21 protein-coding genes and 3 pseudogenes are annotated in these 23,933 nt (G+C 64.5%); 13 read left to right on the top strand and 11 right to left on the bottom strand.

The genetic code is table 11. From position 1 onward, the window contains the following. Window positions 1–30 precede the first annotated feature (30 nt). From ONR75_RS09470 to ONR75_RS09460, 3 genes and pseudogenes are all read left to right on the top strand, one after another. Window positions 31–1,260, top strand: coding sequence for an ABC transporter substrate-binding protein (locus ONR75_RS09470; RefSeq protein ID WP_265082361.1), 1,230 nt, complete (start codon window positions 31–33; stop codon window positions 1,258–1,260). A gap of 161 nt (window positions 1,261–1,421) precedes the next feature. Next, window positions 1,422–2,650, top strand: a pseudogene (locus ONR75_RS09465) (ABC transporter substrate-binding protein). A 211-nt stretch (window positions 2,651–2,861) separates the two neighbouring features. Further along, window positions 2,862–4,067 (top strand): CaiB/BaiF CoA transferase family protein, encoded by a 1,206-nt coding sequence (locus tag ONR75_RS09460; protein ID WP_265082360.1) that lies wholly within the window; start codon window positions 2,862–2,864, stop codon window positions 4,065–4,067. Window positions 4,068–4,129: 62 nt separating this feature from the next. Here the strand turns inward: ONR75_RS09460 and ONR75_RS09455 are convergent, their stop codons facing one another. The 3 genes from ONR75_RS09455 to ONR75_RS09445 form a co-directional block, all read right to left on the bottom strand. Next, window positions 4,130–4,288 (bottom strand): hypothetical protein, encoded by a 159-nt coding sequence (locus ONR75_RS09455; RefSeq protein ID WP_265082359.1) that lies wholly within the window; start codon window positions 4,286–4,288, stop codon window positions 4,130–4,132. A gap of 53 nt (window positions 4,289–4,341) precedes the next feature. After that, window positions 4,342–5,874 carry a hypothetical protein gene (locus ONR75_RS09450; protein WP_265082358.1) on the bottom strand — a complete coding sequence of 511 codons (1,533 nt, stop codon included), beginning with the start codon at window positions 5,872–5,874 and terminating at the stop codon, window positions 4,342–4,344. A gap of 74 nt (window positions 5,875–5,948) precedes the next feature. Then, complete coding sequence (locus ONR75_RS09445) at window positions 5,949–6,890, bottom strand: hypothetical protein (protein WP_265082357.1); 942 nt, start codon at window positions 6,888–6,890, stop codon at window positions 5,949–5,951. A 184-nt stretch (window positions 6,891–7,074) separates the two neighbouring features. Here ONR75_RS09445 and ONR75_RS09440 point away from each other — a divergent pair, with 184 nt between their 5' ends. Next, entirely contained in the window at window positions 7,075–7,686 is a 612-nt protein-coding gene (locus ONR75_RS09440; RefSeq protein ID WP_265082356.1) for a glutathione S-transferase family protein, read from the top strand. Window positions 7,687–7,871: 185 nt separating this feature from the next. On the opposite strand, the gene ONR75_RS09435 is transcribed toward ONR75_RS09440, so the two are convergent. The 4 genes and pseudogenes from ONR75_RS09435 to ONR75_RS09420 all read right to left on the bottom strand — a co-directional run bounded on the left by ONR75_RS09435 (window position 7,872) and on the right by ONR75_RS09420 (window position 10,943). Continuing rightward, window positions 7,872–8,369, bottom strand: a complete 498-nt coding sequence (locus ONR75_RS09435) for a TPM domain-containing protein (protein ID WP_265082355.1) — start codon at window positions 8,367–8,369, stop codon at window positions 7,872–7,874. A gap of 2 nt (window positions 8,370–8,371) precedes the next feature. Beyond that, window positions 8,372–9,228: pseudogene (locus ONR75_RS09430) on the bottom strand (TPM domain-containing protein). Window positions 9,229–9,247: 19 nt separating this feature from the next. Next, window positions 9,248–9,865: a LemA family protein gene (locus ONR75_RS09425; RefSeq protein ID WP_265082354.1), complete on the bottom strand. Its 618-nt coding sequence runs from the start codon at window positions 9,863–9,865 to the stop codon at window positions 9,248–9,250. A gap of 76 nt (window positions 9,866–9,941) precedes the next feature. Beyond that, entirely contained in the window at window positions 9,942–10,943 is a 1,002-nt protein-coding gene (locus ONR75_RS09420; RefSeq protein ID WP_265082353.1) for an NAD(P)H-dependent flavin oxidoreductase, read from the bottom strand. A gap of 68 nt (window positions 10,944–11,011) precedes the next feature. On the opposite strand from ONR75_RS09420, the gene ONR75_RS09415 reads away from it, so the two are divergent. The 7 genes and pseudogenes from ONR75_RS09415 (at window position 11,012) to ONR75_RS09385 (ending at window position 18,497) form a co-directional block, all read left to right on the top strand. Then, window positions 11,012–12,574 carry an AMP-binding protein gene (locus ONR75_RS09415; RefSeq protein ID WP_265082352.1) on the top strand — a complete coding sequence of 521 codons (1,563 nt, stop codon included), beginning with the start codon at window positions 11,012–11,014 and terminating at the stop codon, window positions 12,572–12,574. 260 nt (window positions 12,575–12,834) lie between these two features. After that, a complete protein-coding gene (locus ONR75_RS32415) occupies window positions 12,835–13,530 on the top strand; it encodes a helix-turn-helix domain-containing protein (protein WP_320109718.1) in 696 nt (231 codons plus the stop codon). Next, window positions 13,448–14,746, top strand: coding sequence for an MATE family efflux transporter (locus ONR75_RS09405; RefSeq protein ID WP_320109744.1), 1,299 nt, complete (start codon window positions 13,448–13,450; stop codon window positions 14,744–14,746). The genes ONR75_RS32415 and ONR75_RS09405 overlap by 83 nt, the downstream gene beginning before the upstream one ends. 131 nt (window positions 14,747–14,877) lie before the next feature. Next, window positions 14,878–16,262, top strand: a pseudogene (locus tag ONR75_RS09400) (MFS transporter). Window positions 16,263–16,446: 184 nt separating this feature from the next. Then, window positions 16,447–17,868 (top strand): glycogen synthase GlgA, encoded by a 1,422-nt coding sequence (gene glgA, locus ONR75_RS09395; protein WP_265082350.1) that lies wholly within the window; start codon window positions 16,447–16,449, stop codon window positions 17,866–17,868. Between the two features lie 150 nt (window positions 17,869–18,018). Then, entirely contained in the window at window positions 18,019–18,192 is a 174-nt protein-coding gene (locus ONR75_RS09390; RefSeq protein ID WP_265082349.1) for a hypothetical protein, read from the top strand. 26 nt (window positions 18,193–18,218) lie between these two features. Next, on the top strand, window positions 18,219–18,497 hold the full coding sequence (locus ONR75_RS09385) for a DUF1488 domain-containing protein (RefSeq protein ID WP_265082348.1): 279 nt from the start codon (window positions 18,219–18,221) through the stop codon (window positions 18,495–18,497). A 72-nt stretch (window positions 18,498–18,569) separates the two neighbouring features. Here ONR75_RS09385 and ONR75_RS09380 read toward each other — a convergent pair whose 3' ends face one another. The 4 genes from ONR75_RS09380 to ONR75_RS09365 all read right to left on the bottom strand — a co-directional run bounded on the left by ONR75_RS09380 (window position 18,570) and on the right by ONR75_RS09365 (window position 22,490). Next, window positions 18,570–18,953, bottom strand: a complete 384-nt coding sequence (locus tag ONR75_RS09380; protein ID WP_265082347.1) for a RidA family protein — start codon at window positions 18,951–18,953, stop codon at window positions 18,570–18,572. Between the two features lie 122 nt (window positions 18,954–19,075). Beyond that, the gene (gene hutX / locus ONR75_RS09375) at window positions 19,076–19,594 is read right to left on the bottom strand and encodes a heme utilization cystosolic carrier protein HutX (protein WP_265082346.1); all 519 of its coding nucleotides are present in this window, start codon (window positions 19,592–19,594) and stop codon (window positions 19,076–19,078) included. A gap of 134 nt (window positions 19,595–19,728) precedes the next feature. Beyond that, window positions 19,729–20,064, bottom strand: a complete 336-nt coding sequence (locus ONR75_RS09370; protein WP_265082345.1) for an antibiotic biosynthesis monooxygenase family protein — start codon at window positions 20,062–20,064, stop codon at window positions 19,729–19,731. Window positions 20,065–20,159: 95 nt separating this feature from the next. After that, on the bottom strand, window positions 20,160–22,490 hold the full coding sequence (locus ONR75_RS09365) for a TonB-dependent hemoglobin/transferrin/lactoferrin family receptor (protein ID WP_265082344.1): 2,331 nt from the start codon (window positions 22,488–22,490) through the stop codon (window positions 20,160–20,162). A gap of 262 nt (window positions 22,491–22,752) precedes the next feature. Here ONR75_RS09365 and ONR75_RS09360 point away from each other — a divergent pair, with 262 nt between their 5' ends. Together ONR75_RS09360 and ONR75_RS09355 are read left to right on the top strand one after the other, a co-directional pair. Continuing rightward, window positions 22,753–22,959, top strand: a complete 207-nt coding sequence (locus ONR75_RS09360; RefSeq protein WP_265082343.1) for a hemin uptake protein HemP — start codon at window positions 22,753–22,755, stop codon at window positions 22,957–22,959. 7 nt (window positions 22,960–22,966) lie between these two features. After that, on the top strand, window positions 22,967–23,932 hold the full coding sequence (locus ONR75_RS09355; protein ID WP_265082342.1) for a heme/hemin ABC transporter substrate-binding protein: 966 nt from the start codon (window positions 22,967–22,969) through the stop codon (window positions 23,930–23,932). The last annotated feature ends 1 nt before the right edge of the window (window position 23,933 follow it).

The raw sequence follows: 23,933 nt of genomic DNA, 5'->3' as shown, positions 1-23,933 counted from the left end.
AAAGCCGTCAAAAAATTCGGGAGTTCTGAAATGCCTGCTATTCCGTCGCGCGCAATTTCGCTATCGATTGCCGCAGCCCTCAGCATCGTCGCGAGCGGCCATGCCTTCGCGCAGAAGAAATACGACACCGGCGCGACCGACACCGAGATCAAGATCGGCAACATCATGCCCTATAGTGGTCCGGCCTCGTCCTACGGGCTGATCGGCAAGACCGAAGACGCCTATTTCAAGATGATCAACGACCAGGGCGGCATCAACGGCCGCAAGATCAACTTCATCAGCTATGACGACGGCTACAGCCCGCCCAAGGCGGTCGAGCAGGTGCGCAAGCTGGTGGAGAGCGACGAGGTTCTGCTGGTCTTCAATTCGCTGGGAACTCCGTCGAACACCGCGTTCCAGAAGTATATGAACACCAAGAAGGTCCCGCAGCTGTTCGTGGCGACCGGCGCCAGCAAGTGGAACGATGCGAAGAACTTTCCGTGGACCATGGGCTGGCAGCCTAGCTACCAGGTCGAGGCGCAGATCTACGCCAAATATCTGATGAAGGAAAAGCCGGACGCCAAGATCGCCGTGCTCTACCAGAACGACGATTTCGGCAAGGATTACCAGAAAGGCTTCCGCGAGGCGCTCGGCAGCAAGGCCTCGATGATCGTCACCGAGGAGAGCTACGAGATCTCCGAGCCGACGGTGGATTCCCACATCGTCAAGATGAAGTCTCTCAACCCCGACGTCGTGATCAGCTTCACCACGCCGAAGTTTGCCGCGCAGACCATCAAGAAGATTGCCGAGCTCGGCTGGAAGCCGCTGCAGCTCGTCACCAATGTCAGCGTCTCCGTCGGCGCGGTGATGCAGCCCGCCGGCTTCGAGGCGGCCCAGGGCGTGCTGTCCGCAGACTATCGCAAGGACGGCGCCGATCCGCAGTGGAAGGACGATCCCGGCATGAAGAAATGGTCGGCCTTCGTCGACAAGTACATGCCCGGCGCCGACCGCTCCGACAACAGCCTGCTGTACGGCTATGGCGCCGCCCAGACCATGGTCAAGGTGCTGCAGATGTGCGGTGACGATCTGACCCGCGCCAACGTCATGAAGCAGGCCGCCAGCCTCAAGGACTTCGAGGTCGACACCCTGCTGCCCGGCGTCAAGATCACCACCTCGGCCACCGACTATGCGCCCATCCAGCAGTTGCGCATGATGCGCTTCAACAACGGCAAGTGGGACCTGTTCGGCGACGTCATCAACGCCGATATGACGACGAACTGACACCCTCCGATACCGTCACTTGGAAACCAAAGGCCCTCCGCATCATGCGGAGGGCCTTTGTGTTGAATGGCTGTCTCAAATCATGTTCAATCCCTGCAGGAGCCGGCACGAGCTCCGTGAAAAAACAGACACGACACATCATTTTCCCAGGGAGAAAACGAATGCCCAAGTCAAGCTTGCGCGCGGCCGCGCTTCCGGCTGCCCTGCTTCTGCTCGCCGTCACCACGACGGGCGCGATGGCGCAGAAAAATACGACACCGGCGCGACCGATACCGAAATCAAGATCGGCAACATCATGCCCTACAGCGGACCTGCGTCCGCCTATGGCGTGATCGGCAAGACCGAGGAAGCCTACTTCAAGAAGATCAACGCCGAAGGCGGCATCAACGGCCGCAAGGTCAACTTCATCAGCTACGACGACGCCTACAGCCCGCCGAAGACCGTCGAACAGGCGCGCAAGCTGGTGGAGAGCGACGAAGTCCTGCTCATCTTCAATTCGCTCGGCACGCCGTCGAACTCGGCGATCCAGAAATACATGAACAGCAAGAAAGTGCCGCAACTGTTCGTGGCCACCGGCGCCACAAAATGGAACGACCCCAAGGACTTTCCCTGGACGATGGGCTGGCAGCCCAGCTACCAGAGCGAAACCCAGATCTACGCCAAGTACCTGTTGAAGGAAAAGCCGGGCGCCAAGATCGCCGTGCTCTTCCAGAACGACGATTACGGCAAGGACTATCTGAAGGGGCTGAAGGACGGCCTCGGCGCCAAGGCCGCCTCGATGATCGTGATGGAGGAAAGCTATGAAACCTCCGAGCCGACCATCGACAACCACATCGTCAAGCTGAAAGCGACCAATGCCGACGTGTTCGTGAACATCACGACGCCGAAATTCGCCGCGCAGGCGATCAAGAAGATCGCCGAGATCGGCTGGAAGACCACCCACTTCCTCAACAACGTCTCCGCCTCCGTCGGCAGCGTCATCAAGCCCGCCGGCTACGAGGCCTCCCAGGACATCATCTCGGCGGCCTATCTCAAGGACGCATCCGATCCGCAGTGGAACGACGATGCGGGCATGAAGGCGTTCTATGCCTTCATGAAGAAGGATTTCCCGGAGGGCAACGTGCTCGACGGCGGCACCGTCGTCGGCTACGGCGTCGCGCAGACGTTGGTGCAGATCCTCAAGCAATGCGGCGACAACCTGACCCGAGAAAACGTGATGAAGCAGGCCGCCAGCCTCAAGGACTTCCGCACCGAGGTGCTGCTGCCCGGCATCAAGATCAACACCTCCGCGACCGACTTCGCACCGGTCAGCCAGTTGCAGCTGATGCGATTCAAGGGCGAGAAGTGGGAGCTGTTCGGCGACGTCATCAGCGCCGACGTCGGCGGATAGGCGCCGGCATTCCACAGCGCGGCAAGGCTGCCGCCGATCAACAGCCCTTCGCGCAGCCGCGCGGAGGGCTTTTCTTGCACATGCGGTCATGCACGCTGCGGCGGTTGCATCGCCGCGCCAAGCCGGGTCAAATGCAGCATCGGAATTCGTTGCCCTGCCCTCAATTCCGTCACGCGAACAAGAACAACGGAATCCACGGGAGCGACGTTACATGGAAGATGGCATCTTCAAGGGCCTCAAGGTTCTCGATTGCGCGAGCTTCATCGCCGCACCGGCCGCCGCCACCGTGCTGTCCGATTTCGGCGCCGACGTCATCAAGATCGAGCCTCCGGGCGCCGGCGATCCCTATCGCAACCTGCCCAACCTGCCGGGCTATCCCCGCAGCGAACACAACTACGCCTGGATGATGGAGAGCCGCAACAAGAAGAGCCTCGCGCTCGATCTCGCCAAGCCGGAAGGTCAGGCGGTGCTATACAGGCTCGTCACAGAATCCGACGTGTTCATCACCAACTTTCCGCCGCCGGTGCGCGCGCGGCTGAAGATGGCTTACAACGATCTGGCGCCGCTCAACGACCGCCTGATCTATGCCTGCTTCACCGGCTATGGCGACCGCGGCGCCGAGGCCGACAAGCCGGGCTTCGATTCCACCGCATGGTGGGCGCGCTCGGGGATGATGGACCTGGTGCGCGCCGACGACGACACAACGCCGGCGCGCTCGGTGGCCGGCATGGGCGACCATCCCTGCGCCATGGCGCTGTACGGCGCCATCGTCACCGCGCTGTACAAGCGCGAGCGGACCGGCAAGGGAAGCCAGGTGAAATCCAACCTGATGGCCAACGGCGTGTGGGCCTCCAGCGTGCTGGCGCAGGCCAAGCTGGTCGGTGCCACCTTCGAGAAGCGACGGCCGCGCGAGCGCGCGCTGAACGCGCTTGCCAATCACTACCGCTGCCGCGACGGCCGCTGGATCATGCTGTCGCTGCTCGCCGAGGACCGGCAATGGCCGATCCTCGCCCGGTGCATCGGACGCGAGGAACTGGCTGATGACGCGCGCTTCGCCGCCAAGGCCGGCCGCCATGCGCGCTCGCTCGAACTGATCGCGATCCTCGACGACGCCTTCGCGCAGCGGGATCTGGCCGAATGGCGCACCTTACTCGACGGCAAGGGACTGGTGTTCGGCTTTGTCGGAATTCTCGACGACATCCCGAACGACCGGCAGATGATCGACAATGATGTGCTGGTGCCGTTCGAGGACTCCGACATCATGACCATCAACAGCCCGATCTGGATCGACGGCACCCGGAAGAAGAAGCCGCGACTGCCACCCGGCATCGGCCAGCACAGCGACGAGATCCTGCGCGACGCCGGCTTCGACGACGAAGCAATTGCGGCGCTGCGGGCGGCCGGCGCAGTGGCATAGTCGTCATTCCGGGTTCACTCACGCTTTCGCCGTTCGGGCCCCGAACGACGACAAATCGAGATCTACCGCATCAGCACCCATCCGAACGCCACCACGCCGATCAGCGCGGCGACCCCAACTGCCCAGACACTGACACGAATATCACCCGTGGTTTGCTGCGCGCTCTCATTCTCGGCAATGGCACGGTCGCGTTGCTTCGTGGTCTTTTCCGCCTCGTTCATCACGTGGCTCCCGCCGATAGAACTGACGCGCTATCCGGTGAACGTTCGCTCGGCTACTTGGTTCCGACGAAACACATTCCCAGCCGCGACGACCCCGCCTCGCCGGTCGGCTGGCACGACAGACCTTTTGCGCAGGTCCATGACGCAAAGCTTATGTCCATATCTGCGGCTGTAGCGCCGGGCCGCAAACAGGTCGCGCCCCAGCCGTCGAGATGTTCGCTGCCGGCCAGCATCGCACTGCGGTGCTCCTGCGGGCGGTCGGAGAAGCCGCGCGAAAAGTCCGGCGCCCTGCCCGCGCGCATCGCCATCGCGATATCGCGGCGGCGTGGCTGATCGCCGACGAAATGAGGCGACGCTGGCACGTTGGCCGCGTTGGGGTGTGCCCTCGACGTGTCTACGCCGGGAAAGTGGAAGCCCCCGATCCCGCGGATCTGATGGCAGCCGCCGCAACTGATATCGTTGAGACGGCGTTCGAAGCCGGCGGGCGAGCGGATGTTCTGCAATGCGATGCCCTGCGCCGCGGCGGCCTGCAAGGCGGCGACAACATCGCTCGCGGTGAATACCGCCGACGTGCTGGCTTCGTCCGAGGCCATCAGGCCAAATGCCGGCTGCAGGCTGGAGCGCACGAAACCGACCGGCGTTGCGGCGACCGAAGCCGTGGCAAGGAATTGGCGGGGGATCAGCAGCGTGCCGCGATCAAGCTCAGCAAAATGCCGCGGGTCGAGCAGCCATTCCCGAAAGGCGCGGCGCAGGCCGTCGTCGGCAAGAATGCGGTCACGGTCGATCTGGTTTTCCAGCGGCGCCTGTTCGAACTTGCCGGTCTGCGCATCAAGGCGGAAGACCTTTTGCAGATAGTGCGTTCGGAAATCGCGCAACTCCGATTTGGGCGTGTGCGCGATCTGCAGGTTGATCTCGATGCGATCGATGTGGTCCGGCGTCACCAGCGCCAGCGCGCCGTCCGGCGCCGTCAGCCGTGCCGCGAGGTCGGCACCGCCGTTCGGCAGGTCGACGACCGCAAGCCAGCGCCGCGCGATCTCGGCGCAGTCGATCGCCGTGTCGGCAGCGCTCCGGCCATTGAGCACAAGGTTCAGCGTCATCGGCAGCCGCGCCGGCCCCGCCGCGCTATCCAACCGCATCAGGCGGTACAGCAGCCGAACCTCGCCACACGTTTCAGGCGCGATAAAAGCGCGGTCCATCCGGCTGACGATTCCCGACAGGACAAAACGCATCGCGCCGGAGTCGAGCGCCGCGCGATCGAACAGTTGCACGGCATGGCCAGGGCCGACGCCGACCTCGTCGGCTCGGTACCCGGCGACGAAGCGTGCGAATTCGGTATCGAGAGCAGTGCGCATGCCGGCCATGGCCGGCCGTGCGAATAATGCGTCGTTGGCAATGGGAGCGGCGCCCGCAGCGGCGGGATCAAGCATGCGGCCGATGCCGAAGCCGGGATGCGCGGCGTCGCCGGCGTCGAGCTGGCGCAGCGCCACGGGATCGGTGATCGCCAGCGGTTTCGGCGGCTCGGCACGAGCGAAGCACGGCAGGACAAGGCTGCCGAGCAGGACGATCAGCGCAAGACGGATTGGCACGGCGTGTTCTCGGTGGCTTCGGACCGCGGCCCGCATAACACCGGAAAACCTAGCCGAAAATCAGCCGCGCCGCATCAGCGCGCGACGATCAGGCCCTTGCTGGTGACGACAACCCAACGGCCATCCTGCTTGCGGATGGCGTCGATGCGGCCGAGGCCTGGGACCGGATCGCCGGCATAGACCTCGAAGATGCCCTGGCGGCCTTCGATGGTCGCGCCGCCGTCGGACACGTCATGCAACACCCAGCCATCGACGGTGGGCAGGCGCGCCAGTTCCGGCTTCGGCGCGGGAGCCGGCGGCGCGATTGAGCCGGTCACTTCCTTGGGCTGCACGGATGCAACGGGTGCCGCCACCGGCGCGGGCGGCTTCTGCAGCTTTTCGACGGCCTCGCCGAGCTTGGCGACGCTATCGCCGAGTTTCGCCAGCTTGGCGGCGGGCTCGGCCTGCGCCTTCTCGATCTTGTCGAGACGGTCGCCGGTCTTGCTGAACGCGCTGGTGGCCTGTCGGCTGGCCCGCTCGGCACCGATCTTCAGCGCGGCGACATCGGCGTCCAGACGCGCGACGGTCTCCTCGAGGGCGCGGGTCTGGGCGACGGCGCTCTTGCTGTCGTCATTACCGAACAGATGTCCGAACCCGGCGGTGGCCAGCGATCCCCCGGTCGCGCCGGTCAGCGCCGCCAGCAGGACGACCGCGGTGACCGCGGACATCCGTCGCTTGCCGGTCCCCTCGGGACGCTGTTCGTGCTCGGCCTGCGCCTCGGCATCCACATAGTCTTCCCACGAGCGTTCGCGCTGCGGCGACATGATCATGATCTTGCCGGGACCGCGCGACGCCTCGGCGCGCGACGCCCCGATCCTGGCGACATCAGGCTTGACGACTTCAGACTTGGCGCCATCGCCATGCTCCGGCGCCAGCTTGGGAGACTCGACGGTGACGGCATCGGTGGCGGTTTCGCCGGTCGAGGCCTTGATTTCAGCGTCGCTGGCGCTGTTGTGGTCGGTGGGGTGCTCGCTCACGGGCGCAATTCTCCGGAATGGGTTGACCTTTTGGTAACTTTCATTGCTTGCCAAATCCTTACCGCCGACGCTGGTTACGGAAATTTCACCTGTTGTTCCGGCGGATGAACGGCTTGACAGGAAGTCCGACAATCCCGTCAAACCCATTTGAAATGAACGTCACGGACGTCAGGAGAAACACGGCATGCGACTTTACGATTCAATCGGGCCAAACCCTCGCGTGGTACGGATGTTTCTCGCCGAAAAGGGCCTGACCATTCCCGCCGAGACCGTCGACCTCGCCGCCGGCGAAAACCGCCAGCCACCGCATCTGGCGCGCAATCCCCACGGCCAGATGCCGACACTGGAACTCGACGACGGCAGTTACATCTCGGAGACCGTGGCGATCTGCGAATATATCGAGGAGATCCACCCGGCTCCGCCGCTGATTGGGGCCACCGCTGCGGAACGCGCAGAATGCAGGATGTGGCGGCAGCGCATCGACCTCAACATCTGCCAGCACTTGGCCAATGGCTATCGCTTCGCCGAGGGCTTGAAGCGATTCGAGAGCCGCATCGTCTGCGTCCCAGAAGCGGCGCCCGGCCTCAAGCGCATTGTCGCCGACCGGCTGCGCTGGCTCGACGGCCAGATCGCCGGCAAGGATTTTCTGTGCGGACCGCGCTTCACGATGGCGGACATCGTGCTCTATTGCTGGCTCGATTTCGGCGGCAAGGTCGGCCAGCCCATGGATCCAGCGAATTCGAGTATCGCGGCGTGGTTCGCACGCGTGGGCGAGAGAAAGTCGGTAGAGGCTTGAACTTCACGGTTCGAGGACGTCCCCTGCTGTCATCGCCCGGCCTGGCGCGCAATTGCGCGCTTGGGACCGGGCAATCCAGTAAACGCAACAACCTGTGATCAAAATGTCGACAGCGATTGCTGGATCACCCGCATGCGCGGGTGATGACAGCCGGCGTGATCGCGTCCCAACTACAAATACAACGACTAAAGCACCACCGGCGCATCCGGCAGTTCGTTGTCGCCGCGGCCCCGCTTCGGAAAATGCCGCACCAGATGCTGCGTGACAGCGTGGATACCGGCGAGCACACCGCGCTCGAAATGGCCGGCGCGGAAGTCGGCCTCCATCGCACGGCAGATGGCCTCCCAGCCGTCGGCGCCGACGTGCGCGTGGACGCCGCGATCGGCAACGATTTCCACATCACGGTCGGCGAGCAGCAAATAGATCAGCACGCCATTATTGTGTTCGGTGTCCCAGATCCGCAGATTTGAAAACACGTCGAGCGCGCGCGCCCGCGCCGATTGATTGCGGAACAATGGCGCGCCGTCGAGCGCGCCTTCAACGACAAAGCGGATCTGGCCTGCGTGGCCTTGCTCGGAGGCCTTGATGGCCTGCTCGATCGCCGCCAGCGCATGCGGCGGAAACGCCTTGCGAACCCGCGAGCGGTTGGCAACGAGATGCCTGCTGATCCGCGCAATCGACATGATCACCACTTTCCCGAGGCGCCGCCGCCACCGAAACTGCCGCCGCCGCCGCTGAACCCGCCACTGCTGCTGCTCGACGAACTGCCCGATGACCACGAGCCGCGACTGCCGCCCCCACCGCCTGAAATCAAGGCATCACCGATCAGGGTGAAGAAAAAGCGATGATGCCCAGAGCCGCCGAGACCAGCGCGGTGCCAACGACGAACCAGACGACCACCGCCACCAGGCCGCCAGTGATGAGCGAGCCGAACAGCCGACCGAACAGCCGGCGCAGCATGCCGCCGAAAACGAGCACGCCGACCAGCAGCAGCGGCGCGTATTCCCCGATCGCGTCGAAAACCTTGGCGCTCACCAGCGGCTCGTCCGGCACCGGCAGCGGCTCGCCGTCGATCACCTTGAGGATGCGGTCCACGCCGTCGATGATGCCGCCAGCGAAATCGCCGGCCTTGAATTTCGGCACGATGACTTCGTCGATGATGCGTTTCGACGTGAGATCTGTGAGTGCGCCTTCCAGGCCATAGCCGACCTCGATGCGGAGCGTGCGGTCATCCTTGGCGATCACCAGGATGGCGCCGTCGTCGACCTTCTTGCGGCCGATCTTCCAGGCTTCTGCGACGCGGATCGAGAACAGTTCGATGCTCTCCGGCGCCGTGGTCGGCACGATCAGCACTGCGACCTGGCTGCCCTTGCGGGCCTCGAATTCGCGCAGCGTCTGGTCGAGGCCCTCGCGCTGCGCCTGCGTCAGCGTCATGGTGCGATCGACCACCCGACCGCTCAGCGCCGGCACGGCGACATCGGCCGCGGCGGCACCGCCCCAGCACAGCAGCAGCGCCAGCAGCGCAGCCTTGATCATGGTCATGGCGGCGCCGACCGGCGTTTTACTTCGCCGGCGCCGCGGGCGCCGGTGCCGGGTTGAAATCGACCTTGGGCGCGGTGGAGATCTCGTTCTCGTTGACGACCGAGAAATTCGGCTTTTCCTTGTAGCCGAAGATCATCGCCGTCAGGTTGTTCGGAAAGGTGCGCACGCCGACGTTATAGTCCTGCACCGTCTTGATGTAGCGGTTGCGCGCCACGGTGATGCGGTTCTCGGTGCCCTCCAGCTGCGTCATCAGATTCTGGAACAGCGCGTCGGACTTGAGCTGCGGATAATTCTCGGTGACCACCAGCAGCCGCGACAGCGCGCCGGACAACTCACCCTGCGCTGCCTGGAATTTCTGGAAGGCGGCGGGATCATTCAGTACCTCGGGAGTCGCCTGGATGCTGCCCACCTTGGCGCGGGCGTTGGTAACGCCGAGCAGCACGTCCTTTTCCTGCTGCGCGAACCCCTTCACCGAATTGACCAGGTTGGGCACCAAATCGGCGCGCCGCTGATACTGATTGACCACCTCGGACCATGCCGATTTGACCTGCTCGTCATTGGTCTGGATCGCGTTGTAACCGCAATTGGTCAGGCTCAGCATGGCAAGCGCCGCCAGCACGTTCAAAAATTTACGCATCAAATTCTCCTGAAAACCTTTGGCTGGGTCCGCCGTGAGCAGGCTGTAGCATAACGCGATGAACGGCAGGCAACAATCAGCCGCGATACTCAATGGCTGTGTGGCCGACCAGTTCCGCGACCGACACGATTGAGTTCACGCCCGACGTGGACTGGCCCGCACTCCAGATGTCGCGCCAGCGCGCCGGACGGCCGTCGCGGGCGCCGACGTCGATATCCTCCGCGATGTCGATGGCGCCGCGCGCCGGCAGCGCCTCGGGATCGAGGCCGGCTGCGACGATGGATGGCCGCAGCATGTTGGTCTGCAATCCGGTAAACGCCGTGGTCAGCAAGATATCGTCGGCGCTGCTGACGACCAGCATCTCCTTGTAGCGAGTGTCCGCCATGCTCTCGTGGGTGGCGATGAACCTGGTGCCCATGTAAGCGAGATCGCAACCCAGTGCCTGCGCCGCACGCAGCGCGTGTCCGTCGCAGATGCCACCGGCCAGCACCACTGGCCCGTCGAAGAACTGTCGGACAGCGCGGACGAATACGAACGGGTTGAGCCAGCCGGTCTGGCCCCCTGCCCCCGCGGTCAGCAGCACCAGTCCGTCGGCGCCGGCTACGACCGCGCGCTCGGCATGGCGAATGCTGGCGACATCGGCGAACACCAATGCCCCGACGTCGTGGAGCTGCGCAAGCACCGGCGCAGGCGAACCCACCGAGGTGATCACCAGTTCGGGCGCGTGGCGCAGCACCACCGCGAGGTCGTCGGCGAGACGGAGGTTGGAGCGGTGTACGATTAGGTTGGGGCACACCGGCGCCGCAGCCTGCCCCGTCGCGTCGGCATGCGAGCGCAGACGCTCGCTGATTTCGCCGAGCCAGCCATCGAGTTGTTCCGCCGTACGGCAATTGGCTGATGGAAACGAGCCGATCACGCCGTTGCTGCAGGCGGCCACCACCAACTCGACGCCGGAGACCAGAAACATCGGCGCGGCGATCAGCGGCAGCCTGAGGCGATCGCGAAAGCGCGCCAGGCGATCGGGAGCTTGCAAGATGTTTCCTCGCTTGCCGCGGGTTTGTGTTTCCCCGCGACGCATTCGTTGTTAGCCTTTGCGCAAATATTGGCACGAACGAAGGCCAATGCAAAACCAGCGGGGAGGATCACATGGGCGATTGGCTCAATACATTTCCGACGGTCGGCAGCCAGACCTTGCGGGCGCTGGCGCGCTATCCCGAGCGCATTGCCTTCAGCTGGCCGGGCGGATCGATCAGCTATCGCGGCACCGCCGACCTGATCGGACAATTTCAGAAGGTGTTTATGAGCCTCGGCGCGCAGCCCGGCACCCGCGTGGCGCTGCTCACTGCCAACCGCGCTGACACCTGGTGCGCCGGCGTCGCCGCACAGCTGTCGCGCTTCGCCATCTCCTGGCTGCATCCGCTCGGCTCGCTGCAGGACCAGATCGACCAGATCGAGGATGCCGGCTCGGAGATCCTGGTGATCGATGCCGACACCTTCCTGCTGCGCGGCGGCGAGTTGGCGGCACGCGCGCAGGGCCTGCGCCATGTCTTCACGCTGGGCCGCGCCGACTACGGCATCGACCTGCTGCTAGCGGCCGACGCCGCCGGCAGCGCCACGCCCCGGGACTTCGCCGGGCCCGACGACGACGCGGTGCTGAACTACACCGGCGGCACTACCGGCAAATCCAAGGGCGCGCTGCGCCAGCACCGCCAGGTCGCAGGCTTTGCCAGCGCCATCCTCGCCGACTTCGAGATTCCCGACACGCCGCGCTATCTGACCGTCGCACCGATCAGCCATGTCGCCGGCACCAAGGTGCTGCCGGCGCTGATCCGCGGCGGAACGGTGCACATGCTCAAAGGCTTCGATCCCGAGGCCGTATTCAGAACGATCGAGCGCGAGCGCATCAATTTTACGCTGTTCGTGCCTACCATGATCTACATGCTGCTCGACCATCCGGCCTTACCGAAGACTGACCTCACGTCGCTCGAACTGTTGCTGTATGGCGCGTCGCCGATGTCGCCGAGCCGGCTGCTGGAAGGCATGGAGCGGATCGGGCCGGTGTTCTCCCAGCTTTACGGCCAGACCGAATGCTATCCGGTGTCGGTGCTGCGCAAGACCGATCACGACGCCAGCCGGCCGGATCTGTTCCTGTCCTGCGGCTTTCCGATCTCGGCTTGCGATGTCAGGATTCTCGACGACGACGATCAGGAAGTCGCCCCCGGCGAGGCCGGCGAGATCTGCGTCCGTGCACCGCACGTCATGGCGGAATACTGGCAACGGCCGGAGCAGACCGCCGAGACCCTCAAGAACGGCTGGCTGCATACCGGCGACATCGCCCGCGCCGACGAGCGCGGCTACATGTTCATCCTCGACCGCAAGAAGGACATGATCGTGTCCGGCGGCTTCAACATCTTTCCGCGCGAGGTCGAAGATGTGCTGACCCAGCACCCGGATGTGGCGATGTGCGCGGTGGTGGGCGTGCCCGACGACAAATGGGGCGAGGCGGTCACCGCCATCATCGTCGCCCGCGATGGGGCGCGCCCCTCGGCAGAGGAACTGATCAACCTGGTGAAGACCCGCAAGGGCTCGGCGCACGCGCCCAAGCACATCAAGTTCGTCAGCGAACTGCCGCTCACCGGCGTCGGCAAGATCGACAAGAAGTCGCTCCGTGCCAGCTTCTGGGTCGGCCGCGAACGCATGGTGGGATAGCCCGCACGACCGCTTCGCAACGCATCGCCGCCGCACACTTAGCCGTCATCTCAGCCGAAACGCAATTGCGTTTCGGCTGGAGGCGCTCGCCGACTTCGGCGAGCCGCGAAGGATGGCCGCCCGCCGTCGCCCTTCGAGGCTCGCAAGGGCTCGCTCCTCAGGGTGACGGCTCAGACAACGAAAACCCTCTCCACGACACCGAACGGCCGCTCTCCAATCTGTGACTTGCATGATGATAGTCACACGACCATAATGAATGGATGCAGCGCAAGAACTTTGGAAACATGGAATGCCCGGTCGCCCGCAGCCTTGAGCGCGTCGGCGAATGGTGGAGCATCCTGATCCTGCGCGACGCCATTTATGGAATGACACGGTTCGACCAGTTTCAGAAGAACCTCAATATTGCGCCCAACATGCTGACCCGCCGGCTCAATGCCCTGGTGGACGCCGGGTTGCTGGAGCGACGGCGCTATTGCGAGCATCCGCCGCGCGACGAATACATCCTGACCCCGCGCGGCCGCGATTTCCGCCCGGTGCTGCTGTCGCTGCAGGCTTGGGGCAACCGGCATTTCGCGCCGGAGGGCGCCAGCGTGCAGTTGGTCGACAGCGCGACCGGCCTGCCCGCCGACCCGATCCTGGTGGACCGCAATACCGGCAAGCCGATCACCGACGCCACCCATCGCAACGCCGCCGGCCCCGCAGCGGGACCGCAGGTGCAGAAGCGGCTCGGCCGCAAGTCCACCGCACCCCCCAGGACACGCCCCGATGAAGCTCGATCCGCCCCAGGCCATCGTCGCCGCAGCTGCCACGCACGAAATGAATCCGCGCACCAAGATACTCCTGCATGCGCCGATCGTGCCGACGCTGCTGCGCATGGCGTGGCCGAACCTGCTGGTGATGCTGGCGCAGGCCTCCACCGGACTGATCGAGACCTGGTGGGTATCGAAGCTCGGTAGCGATGCGCTGACCGGCATGGCCGTGGTGTTTCCTGGCTTCATGATGATGCAGATGCTGTCCGCCGGTGCCATGGGCGGCGGCATCTCCTCGGCCATCGCCCGCGCGCTCGGCGCCCGCCGCCACCACGACGCCGAGGCGCTGGTCATGCATGCGGTAGGCATCAACGTCATCATCGGCCTGGTCGGCGCCGCGATCTTCCTGATCTGGGGCCGGCCGCTGTACCACGCCATGGGGGCCGACGGCGCGGCGCTGGACGCCGCCATGCAATATTCCAACGTCGTGTTCGGCGGCAGCGTGCTGGTCTGGCTGATGAATGCGCTGGCCAGCATCATCCGCGGCACCGGCAACATGCTGGTGCCGTCGCTGGCCGTGTGCGTCGGCGTGGTCTTGCTGGTGCCGTTGTCACCCCTGCTGATCTTCGGCTACGGCCCGGTTCCCGCGCTGGGCATCGCCGGCGGCGGCTGGGCGGTGGTGGTGACCACCGCCATCGTCACCGCCGTGCTCGCCGGCTACATCCTGTCCGGCCGCTGCATGGTACAATTCAAGCCGGCGCGGCCGCGCTGGGATCTGTCGGCGGACATTTTGCGCGTCGGCGCCATCGCCGCGGTGGTGTCGCTGCAGACCAGCCTGACGGTGCTGTTGACCACCGGCCTGGTCGGTGCGGCCGGCGGCGGCGACGCCGTGGCCGGCTATGGTACCGGTGCCCGGCTGGAATATCTGATGATCCCGCTGGCGTTCGGCTTTGGCGGCCCGCTGGTGGCGCTGGTCGGCACCAATATCGGCGCCGGTCAGAACGACCGGGCCCTGCGCGGCGCGCTGATCGGCGGCGCCATGGTGTTCGTCATCACCGAAACCGTGGGCCTCGTCGCGGCAATCTGGCCGGCGGCCTGGCTCGGCCTGTTCGGCAACGACCCGCAGATGATCGCCACCGGGAGCACCTATCTGCGCATCGTCGGCCCGGCCTATGGCTTCTTCGGCCTCGGCCTGTCGCTGTATTTTGCCTCGCAGGGCGCCGGCCGGATGATCTGGCCGCTGGTGGCGGGCCTGGCGCGCCTGGTCATCTCCATCGGTGGCGGCTGGCTGGTGCTGCGGCTGACGGGGTCGCTGACCTGGCTGTTCGTCGCGCTCACCGTGGCGCTGGTAATCTATGGCAGCACCATCGCCATCGCGGTGGCCTCCGGCAGCTGGTTCAGGCCGCGGCTCCCGCGACCCTGACCCCGAGCTGACCGTTGCAGCCGGACGCGCATATGCCATATGCAGATCGCCGTCTGCAGGATCGCGGCTTTCCGTACTAGATAGCGCGCTCTGGCGATCGTTCCGGCCGCCGCTTCAGGAACCTATCCCTCATGGCTCAAGGAATTGCGGCGCCGTTGCCGACCGACGGACTGCCGCCGGAGCAGCGCCGCTGGGCCGCCGCCGCGATCTTCACCGCGATCTCAATGGCGTCGCTCGACACTGCGATTGCCAACATCGCGCTGCCCGCCATCGCCAGCAACCTCAGCGCCACTCCCGCCGACGTGATCTGGGTAGTCAACGTCTACCAGATCGCCATGGTGGCGACGTTGCTGCCGCTGGCCGCGCTGGGGAAATCATCGGCCACCAGCGCGTCTATCTGGCCGGGCTGCTGCTGTTCACCATCGCCTCGGTCGCCTGCGCGCTGGCATGGTCGCTGCCCACTCTGCTGATCGCCCGGGTCCTGCAGGGCCTGGGCGGCGCCGGCATCATGAGCGTCAACACGGCGCTGATCCGCTTCGTCTATCCGCAACGCATGCTGGGCCGCGGCTTCGGCCATAACGCCCTCGTGGTCGCCACCTCCTTCACCCTCGGGCCGACCATCGCTTCCGGCATCCTGTCGGTGGCGACCTGGCCGTGGCTGTTCGCCGTCAACCTGCCGTTCGGGGTGATCGCCATGCTGATCGGCATGAAGACGCTGCCGAAAACCATGCGGGCCAGCCACACCTTCGACTTTCCGGGCGCCGTGCTGGCGGCCGGCTGCCTCGGCCTGCTGATCCTCGGCATCGGCAGTGCGGCACATCACGCCACCACAGGCATCGTGGTCGGCGAGATCGTCGCCGGACTGCTGTTCGGCTGGCTGTTGCTGCGCAGGCAGGCCGGCCATCCCGCCCCCATGCTGCCCATCGACCTGTTCCGCCTTCCTGTCTTCGCCCTGTCGGCAGCCACCGCCATCTGTTCCTTTGCGGTCCAGGGCCTCGCCTTCGTGTCGCTGCCCTTCTATTTCGAGGAGATCCTGCACCGCTCGCAGGTCGAGACCGGCTTCTTCATGACCCCGTGGCCGCTGGTGGTGGCGATCATGGCGCCGATCGCCGGCCGGCTGTCCGATCGCTACTCCGCCGGCCTTCTCTGCGGCCTCGGCCTGGCCATGCTCGGCATCGGCATGGTGCTGCTGGCCACGCTGCCGCCGGAACCCAGCGTCGCCAACATCGTCTGGCGGACGGTCCTGTGCGGCGCCGGGTTTGGATTTTTCCAGACCCCGAACATGAAGGCATTGATGTCCAGCGCGCCGCCAGGCCGCAGCGGCGGCGCCAGCGGCATCGTCGCCACCGCCCGGCTCACCGGCCAGACCACGGGCGCGGCGTTGGCTGCCTTTTGTTTTGGCCTCATTGGCCACGAGGGCGCCACACTGGCATTGGCACTGGGTGCTGGCTTTGCCGCCGTCGGCTGCGTGATGAGCCTGCTGCGCGTCGCGGTAAAGTCGACACCCCTGGGGTGATCGTAAAGAATCTCACGCCAGTGTGGGAATTTCGCAATAGCGTATTAAGTCACGTGCTATACTGCACTGCAGAGAGACTTATCGCACTGCCAACTAACAAACTTGGTTCCGCGAGTTCCAAAGCCGAGGAAACGCTGGACCGGGATTTGCATAGTAGCAGGTGCTGCTGGCACGAGGGCACGTCTTGAGGGTTCTGTTCGTCACTCCTGAGATTGACGACTTCATTCGGGTGGGAGGCCTCGCGGCTGTTTCTGCCGCCCTGCCAAGGGCTTTACGGCTGTGGACCGATGTCCGCGTCATCCTGCCCGGCTACCGCGCCGTGGTCGCCCAGTTCGAAAGCATCGAGGTGGTCGGCGAATGCCCTGCGCTGGCGGAGATGCCCGCCTGCCAGCTCGGCCTGGCGGCGACCAAGGACGGGATGCCCGTCTATATCTTGCTCTGCCCGCAGCTCTACGACCGCACCGGCAATCCTTATGGGGACGCCGGCGGCCAGGACTGGCCAGACAACGATATCCGCTTTGGCCGCTTCGCCTCGGCTGCCGCGCTGCTGGCGGCCGGCAAGCTCGACCCGAACTGGTCGGCGGATCTGGTGCACGCCAATGACTGGCCATCGGCGCTGGTGCCGGCCTATCTGGCCTGGAACCAGATCAAGATCCCGACCATCCTGACCATTCACAACCTCGCTTATCAGGGCCTGTTTCCCAAGGAGACGCTGCGTCGCATCGGCGCACCGGCGGACTCCTTCCATATCGATGGCCTCGAATTCTACGACAAGCTGTCGTTCCTCAAGGGCGGCCTGATCTATTCATCGCACCTCACGACCGTGAGCGAGACCTACGCCCGCGAGATCACCACGCCAGAGCTGGGCTGCGGGCTGGAAGGCCTCTTGCGCAAGCGCTCCAACGCCGCGCAGCTCACCGGCATCCTCAACGGCATTGACGAGAGCTGGGACCCCCGGGTCTGCGCCGAGCTGATGCGCCCGTTCGGCGCCGGCGACTGGGAGGCCAAACGCGCCAATGCCGACGGCGTCCGCCAGCAATTCGGGCTCGCGCTGTCGCGCGGGCCTATTTTCGGTCTGGTCGCCCGCCTGGTGCACCAGAAGGGCGTCGACCTCGTGCTGTCCGCCGCCGATGCCATCGTCTCCGCCGGCGGCCAGATCGTCGTGACCGGCACCGGCGAACCCGAGATCGAGCGCGCGCTGATGGATGCGCATCGCCGACGGCCCGATGCCATCGGCGTGGCCATCGGCTTCAACGACCGCGAAGCCCGTCGCATCTTCGCCGGCAGCGATTTCACGCTGATGCCGTCCCGCTTCGAGCCCTGCGGCCTGAGCCAGATGTATGCCCAGCGCTTCGGCTCCTTGCCGATCGGTCACCAGACCGGCGGCCTCGCCGAAACCATCGTCGATGGTGAGACCGGCTTCCTGTTCACCAAGCCGTCCACGGAATCCCTGCTCGGTGGCATCCTGCGCGCCTTCGCCACCTTCGGCTCCAAGGACCGGCTGAACTCGATGCGCCGCAGCGCCATGTCGAAATCCTTCAGCTGGACCATCTCGGCGGCCAGCTACAGCGCGCTGTATCGCAAGACGATGACCGCCGGCGCCTGACGTCGGAGACCACCCTTTCGCGCGTTGCCGATAGGGCAAGACCGCAGCCGGACGCGACGTCGGCGTGCGATTCCCGACAGATGTTTCCGATTGGCCATGGCTATTCGCCCTGAAAGGGCGCACCCTGACATTCAACCTCAGGGAAAATTCATGGAAATCCTCACGTCGCGGCATGTTCAGGCCGCAGAGTCGCTTCGTCTCGGTGTCGAATCCGGCTGGTATATCACCAAGATCAGCGGCACGTTCGTCACGGGTCCGATCGCGACCGAAGCCGCCTGCGCGACCAAGCTCACCGAGCTCAATCCGCCGGCCAAGCGCAAGTAGTGACTGCCGCTGAAGGAGCACGGATCATGGCGCTGACGGACGCTGGCTTCACCGAATACGATATCGACCGCTCGGTCGTGCTGTTCACGATGATGGACAACACGACCAGCGTGCCCTGCGCCATCAGCACCGACGCAATGGACCAGATCGAGGGCGTGAAACGCACGGCCGCAAGCCAGCGCGAGCAGCAATTCCTGCGCTTGCGCGACAGGATCGGCGAATGCGCCTCGCGCAAATTCATCGCAGTCGAACTCGAAGGCCGGCCGCCAGGCATTATTCTGCGGGCGATCGACTTTCGTGGGTAGAACAGGTTGTCATTTCGGGTTCGCGGTCCAGCGGCTTCGCCGCTGTCTCGCGCCCCGGACTGACAGCTTCGATCAGCCTTCGCTGATGGCGATCGCCTCGATCTCGACCAGCGCATCCTTCGGCAGCCGTGCGACCTCGACGGTCGAGCGCGCCGGGGGATTTTCCGGGAAATAGGTCGCGTAGACCGCGTTCATCGCGGCGAAATCGTTCATGTCCTTCAGGAACACGGTGGTCTTCACCGCCGATGCCAGGCTGGCGCCGCCGGCCTCGAGCACGGCCGCGACATTCTTCAGGGACAGGTGAGTCTGTTCTTCGATTGTCGCGGGCAGTACGCCTGCCAGATCCATCGGCAGCTGTCCGGCACAGAACACCAGGTTGCCTGTGCGCACGGCCTGCGAATAGGGCCCGGCAGCCGCCGGCGCCTTGGACGTCGCGATAATGATCTTCTTGGTCATGACCCATCCTTCACTCGGATGGTCCATTGCCGCCGTCCGATCGGCGGCACCATAGGAGAAATCATCCCTTCGTCAATTGCCGCAGCGGGCAAGACACCGCGGCTTTTCGGGGCGACGGAACGTCAGGCGACCGCGACGCCGCAGATCGTGGCCGACAACTCCCTGAACCGCTCCAACTGGTCCGGCCTGAGCGCCCTGCTCTCGTCACGGCCGACGAACACCTTGAACATCACCCCGCCATCGACATTGAGGAAGGCGACGAAGGCCGATGCCTTGCCCATGAACGGCCGCTCGACGAAGGCGATGCCGGCGCAGCGCTCATGGCGCAAATGGCCGTGCAGGCCGGTGGGATGGCTCAGATTGAAGTAGCCGCGGCCGACTGCGCCAGGCGCGACGGGATCGGTGACCTCGAAAATCCCGTCGCCGGTATGGACGATCAGGGTCACGATACCCCAGGTGGCGATGTCCTGCATCGCCGTCACGAAGGCGTCGGCGCCGCCGCCGATCCTCACCATCTCCGCCGGCAAGGCCTCGATCACGGCGCGCGCCGTGACCTTGCGGTCACGCGCCACGTCCTCGATCACCGCACCCGGGTTCTCGCGCATGTAGGTGGAGAGATCATCGAGCATGGCGGCGGTCATGATTAGGTCCTCAAGGTCTGCAACAGCGTGTAGCCCGGATGAAGTTGGCCCGCGCGCAGCGCGGGACGACGCAATCCGGGACAGTTTTCGTCGTCGGTGGGTCGGCCCCGGAATGGCATCCGGGCTACAGACCTTTAAGCCGCGGCGCTGGTCTTGCGTTCGGACTGGATCACTTCAAAACCCTCGAACTTCGGATGGCCGAGATACAGGCTCTCGCCAGTCTTGTTGTCGGCGCGGGCATGGGCCTTGCGGAATTGCTCGGACTTGGTCCAGGCCTCGAAATCCGCCTTGCTGGCCCAGGTGGTGTGCGACGAGTACAGCGTGTGATCCTCGGCGACGGGCCCCTTCAGCAGATGAAATTCAACGAAGCCCGGCAGTTCGCCGAGATAGGACTCACGCGTCGCCCAGACGGTTTCGAACGCCTGTTCGGAGCCGGTTTTAACCTGGAAGCGGTTCATGGCGATGAACATGGAATATCTCCTTCTGATTGCTGGCAGTCATCATACTGAAAATCGCGCCCGAACATGAGCGCGATTTTCTCACACGTGGTTGTTCCGTGACGCGATCATGCGCCGCCGAAATGGATCTTCAGGCCGCCCTTGTAGACGATGCCAGGGCACGCACTGGTCCACAGCGCATCGTTCTGGGTCGTGCCATCCACCGAATTGCCGGGAATGGCATAGGGGCGATAATACTGGTTGAGCAAGTTATCGACCGAGAAGTTCAGCGTGATGTCCTGGGTCGGCTGGTAAGCCACGTAAAGGTTGACCAGGTCATATGCTGTAGAGGGCTGGTAGCCGACGGGAATGTCGGTATTGGCGGCCACCGAAGCCCATTGCGCTGAGATGGTCAGCTTGCGATCCAGCAATCGGACGCCGCCCGACGTGGTGACCTTGCGCGGCTGGATGGTGGCCAGACCGACATTGGTCTGGGTGTTCTTGCCACGCTGCACGGTGGCGCCGACGCCGACGAACCACAGGCCGGCATCGTAAGCGGTTTCCGCCTCGAAGCCTTCGATCCTGGCATTGGCGATGTTCTGGTACTGGTAGTTGCGGCTGAACGGACCGAAGTTGGTGCGCTCCGGCGCCGAGGCAACCAGATCGATGTAATCGTCGACATCGTTGCGGAAGAAGTTGAACTTGGCGCGGACGCTGTCACCAGTCGTAAAAATGTCGTTGTACTTCAGGTTCACGCCGATTTCCTTGTTCTTGCCGACCTCGGCCCGCAGGTTGGGGTTCGGCAGGAAGCAGAACAGGCCGGCGGTGCCGTCGGCGCAGGTGAAGAACGCCGGGCCGCCGCCCGTCGCATGGGCGCCGGCAATCAGGGTTTCGGTGATCGACGGAGCGCGATAGCCTTCGGCATAGCTGACATAGGGCGTGAAGCCCGTCACCGGGGTGACGCCGACCGTTATCTTTGGCGACAACCGGTCACCGCTGGACGAGGTACTGCCGCCGGTCAGGCCGGCAGAATTCAGCTCGTAGTGATCATAGCGCAGCGCGCTGATGACTTCGAGCCAGGTGGAGTAGTTGTTTTTCAGCTGAACGAAGCCGCCTGACACGGTGCGCTCGCCGCTCGGTGTGGTGATGTTGGAGTTGCCGCGCGAATCGAAGGTCGTGACCTTGTCGTTAAAGGCGTCGAAGCCGTAGGTTACAGCGTTGCGCCAGTCGCCGAAATTGAACCGCGAGGTATTGTTGACGTCGATGCCGATGGTGTCGAGCAAATAGCTGCGCCTGTCGCCGACGCAGCCCGAGATATTGTTGCCGAAATTTCCGGCGCCGCACAGCGCAGCGCCCGAGGTCGAATAGTGGTAGGTCTTGGTCTGGTCGTTATCGACGCGGTTGCCATACAGCGACACGTTGAAGTCGAACAGCATGTCGTCCGGCCGCGAATACTTCCAGCTCACGGTGCCCGTGTAGTTCTTGGCGGTGGACCCATAGACCGACGAGCCCTGGTTGAGCGCAGCCAGCGCCGTGGTGTTGGTGGGGCCGCGGTTCATCTGGCCGACCGTATACTGATAGTCCTGGAACACGCCGCCGAACTTGACCTCGTGGCCGTCGGCGGGCCGCACGGTTACCTTCATCAATCCGGCAGCGATGTCGTTACCGGTGTTGCCGATCTCCGTGCCGGCACCATCAGTGTAGTTGCCCTGGCTGCGGTACACCGCGCCGCCGAACACATCGACCGTCGGATCCACGCGCACACCGCCGAACACCGAGCCGAGCCCGCGATTGTTGTTGGAGCCGTAGGATCCGCTCATGTCGACGCCCCATCGCTCATTGGGCCGCAACACGTCCTGGATGTCCTTGGTGCGGAACGAGGCGACGCCGCCGATTGCGCCGGAGCCGTAAACGTTGGCGGTAGGGCCACGCGTCACGTCCACGCCGCCGACCAGTTCGGGGTCGAGAAAGAACGAGCCGTTGGCGTTGTGCCCCGATCGCTGATAATTCTGGCGGGCGCCGTCGACCAGCACTGCCACGCGACCGAAGTCCTGCAGACCGCGAATGTTGATGGCGGTGGAAGCATCGTCTCCGCGATCCTGCATCCAGACGCCGGGCATGTTGTAGAACAGGTCGCTGAGCCGCTTCGGCTGCTGCAGTTGGATCTGCTCCAGCGTCACGACGCTCACCGGGGCCAGCGCATCGATAGCGCGTTCCTGCGTCTTCGATGCCGATACGGCGATTTCATCCAGCGATTGACTGTTGCCTGCAACCTGCGCGCGGGCATCGCGAAGCTGTTGGACAGCGGCAGGCGCCGCCTGCGCAGCGCGCTTCTTCTTGGCAGGTTTCGGCCTCTGCGGCTGGACTGCCCCATGCGGTGGCTCCTGTGCCAAGCCTGGCTGCGACACCAGCAACCCCAATGAAACGATCGACGCACCCAGCAACAAGCCGCGCGTCATCCTGGCCCCGAAAACCATCCTAATTCCCCCAGCGCAAAGTTCAACAGGCATGGCTGGCTGGCGCTGCGGAAACGCAGGGGCTTGCTGGCTTTCGAAAAGACATCCGACGGCATTTGCCATCGTACTGCCATTTTCAATTACGTAGAGGGAACAAACCGGTCAAGCAATCGCGCGGCTGTTTATATCAATTGTAGATTGCCTCGCTTGGCGAAGCCGGCCAATAAAAACTATAAGTCGGAGGCACAAAGGATAGTTCGACCGAATGACGACAGCCCCTCGCGACGAAACCCACGACGGCCCCCAAGCTCCGGCGGCGACCAGCGGCGCCGAACGCCACATTTCCGTACAGGCCAACCGGATCGATAGCGGCGACCTGTTCGAGACCGGCCGTGAAATCACGATTGCTCATGGCCACGAGACCTATCGTCTGCGGCTGACGTCGCAGAACAAGCTCATCCTCACCAAGTGATGCCCTCATGACATCCCGCCGCAGCCGCTTCCGCCTGATGACGCTGCTCACCGCGGCGACCTGCCTGATGTCGATCGCGTCCGCCAGCGCCGAAGACGTCATCGTGCACGATGCGCGCGGCCACGATGTGACCATTGGCCATCCGACCCGCATCGTCGCCGTCGGTGGCGCCCTCACCGAGATCCTCTATGCGCTGGGGGTCGAGGATCGCATCGTCGCTATCGACAGCACCAGCCTCTACCCGCCGCAGGCGATGGCCGACAAGCCCAATGTCGGCTACATGCGCCAGCTCTCCGCCGAGGGCATCCTCGGACTGCACCCGCAACTCGTGCTGGCGATCGCCGGCTCCGGGCCGAAGGAGACCATCGACGTCATCGATGCCGCCAAGGTACCGCTGATCGTCGTCCCCGAAACGTTCAGCGAAGACGGCATGCTGCAGAAGATCCGCATGGTGGCGCGCGTCGCCGGCGTCGAGGCGCGGGGCGAATGCCTTGCCGACGCGGTCGCGCAGGATCTCGGCTGGCTGCGCCGGTTGCGCGCCAAGGTGACGACGCCGCCACGCGTGATGTTCGTGATGTCGCTGCTCGACGGCCGCGCCATGGCGGCCGGGCGGCATACGGCCGCCAACGAGATCATCGCGCTTGCCGGCGGCGTCAATGCGATCGACGACTTCGACGGCTACAAGATCATCAATGAAGAGGCGATCGTCGCGGCGCGCCCGGACCATGTGCTGGCGATGGAGCGCGGCAAGGAACAGCTCAAGGCCGAAGCGGTGTTCGCCAATCCGGCCTTCGCCCTAACACCGGCGGCGCGCGCCAGAAGCTTCGTCGCCATGGACGGCCTCTACCTGCTGGGATTCGGCCCGCGCACGGCCGCGGCGGCGCGCGATCTTGCCGCCAGGCTCGATCCGGCATTGGCGGCGGAGGCGGCCCGCTTCAAGCCGGCATCGCTGACCATCAATTGCCGCCAGTGAC

Origin of the sequence: Rhodopseudomonas sp. P2A-2r (assembly GCF_026015985.1) — a bacterium.
Taxonomy (GTDB): domain Bacteria; phylum Pseudomonadota; class Alphaproteobacteria; order Rhizobiales; family Xanthobacteraceae; genus Tardiphaga.
Note: the sequence above shows the minus strand (reverse complement) of the source record. Positions and strands in the feature narration are given on the sequence as shown.

Excerpts from the sequence above, each read along its gene's own strand:
- ONR75_RS09470 (WP_265082361.1), top strand. The coding sequence starts at position 31 with ATGCCTGCTATTCCGTCGCGCGCAATTTCGCTATCGATTGCCGCAGCC.
- ONR75_RS09460 (WP_265082360.1), top strand. The coding sequence starts at position 2,862 with ATGGAAGATGGCATCTTCAAGGGCCTCAAGGTTCTCGATTGCGCGAGC.
- ONR75_RS09455 (WP_265082359.1), bottom strand. The coding sequence starts at position 4,288 with ATGAACGAGGCGGAAAAGACCACGAAGCAACGCGACCGTGCCATTGCC.
- ONR75_RS09440 (WP_265082356.1), top strand. The coding sequence starts at position 7,075 with ATGCGACTTTACGATTCAATCGGGCCAAACCCTCGCGTGGTACGGATG.
- ONR75_RS09435 (WP_265082355.1), bottom strand. The coding sequence starts at position 8,369 with ATGTCGATTGCGCGGATCAGCAGGCATCTCGTTGCCAACCGCTCGCGG.
- ONR75_RS09425 (WP_265082354.1), bottom strand. The coding sequence starts at position 9,865 with ATGCGTAAATTTTTGAACGTGCTGGCGGCGCTTGCCATGCTGAGCCTG.
- ONR75_RS09420 (WP_265082353.1), bottom strand. The coding sequence starts at position 10,943 with ATGCGTCGCGGGGAAACACAAACCCGCGGCAAGCGAGGAAACATCTTG.
- ONR75_RS09415 (WP_265082352.1), top strand. The coding sequence starts at position 11,012 with ATGGGCGATTGGCTCAATACATTTCCGACGGTCGGCAGCCAGACCTTG.
- ONR75_RS32415 (WP_320109718.1), top strand. The coding sequence starts at position 12,835 with ATGCAGCGCAAGAACTTTGGAAACATGGAATGCCCGGTCGCCCGCAGC.
- ONR75_RS09405 (WP_320109744.1), top strand. The coding sequence starts at position 13,448 with ATGGCGTGGCCGAACCTGCTGGTGATGCTGGCGCAGGCCTCCACCGGA.
- ONR75_RS09390 (WP_265082349.1), top strand. The coding sequence starts at position 18,019 with ATGGAAATCCTCACGTCGCGGCATGTTCAGGCCGCAGAGTCGCTTCGT.
- ONR75_RS09385 (WP_265082348.1), top strand. The coding sequence starts at position 18,219 with ATGGCGCTGACGGACGCTGGCTTCACCGAATACGATATCGACCGCTCG.
- ONR75_RS09380 (WP_265082347.1), bottom strand. The coding sequence starts at position 18,953 with ATGACCAAGAAGATCATTATCGCGACGTCCAAGGCGCCGGCGGCTGCC.
- hutX (WP_265082346.1), bottom strand. The coding sequence starts at position 19,594 with ATGACCGCCGCCATGCTCGATGATCTCTCCACCTACATGCGCGAGAAC.
- ONR75_RS09370 (WP_265082345.1), bottom strand. The coding sequence starts at position 20,064 with ATGTTCATCGCCATGAACCGCTTCCAGGTTAAAACCGGCTCCGAACAG.
- ONR75_RS09365 (WP_265082344.1), bottom strand. The coding sequence starts at position 22,490 with ATGACGCGCGGCTTGTTGCTGGGTGCGTCGATCGTTTCATTGGGGTTG.
- ONR75_RS09360 (WP_265082343.1), top strand. The coding sequence starts at position 22,753 with ATGACGACAGCCCCTCGCGACGAAACCCACGACGGCCCCCAAGCTCCG.
- ONR75_RS09355 (WP_265082342.1), top strand. The coding sequence starts at position 22,967 with ATGACATCCCGCCGCAGCCGCTTCCGCCTGATGACGCTGCTCACCGCG.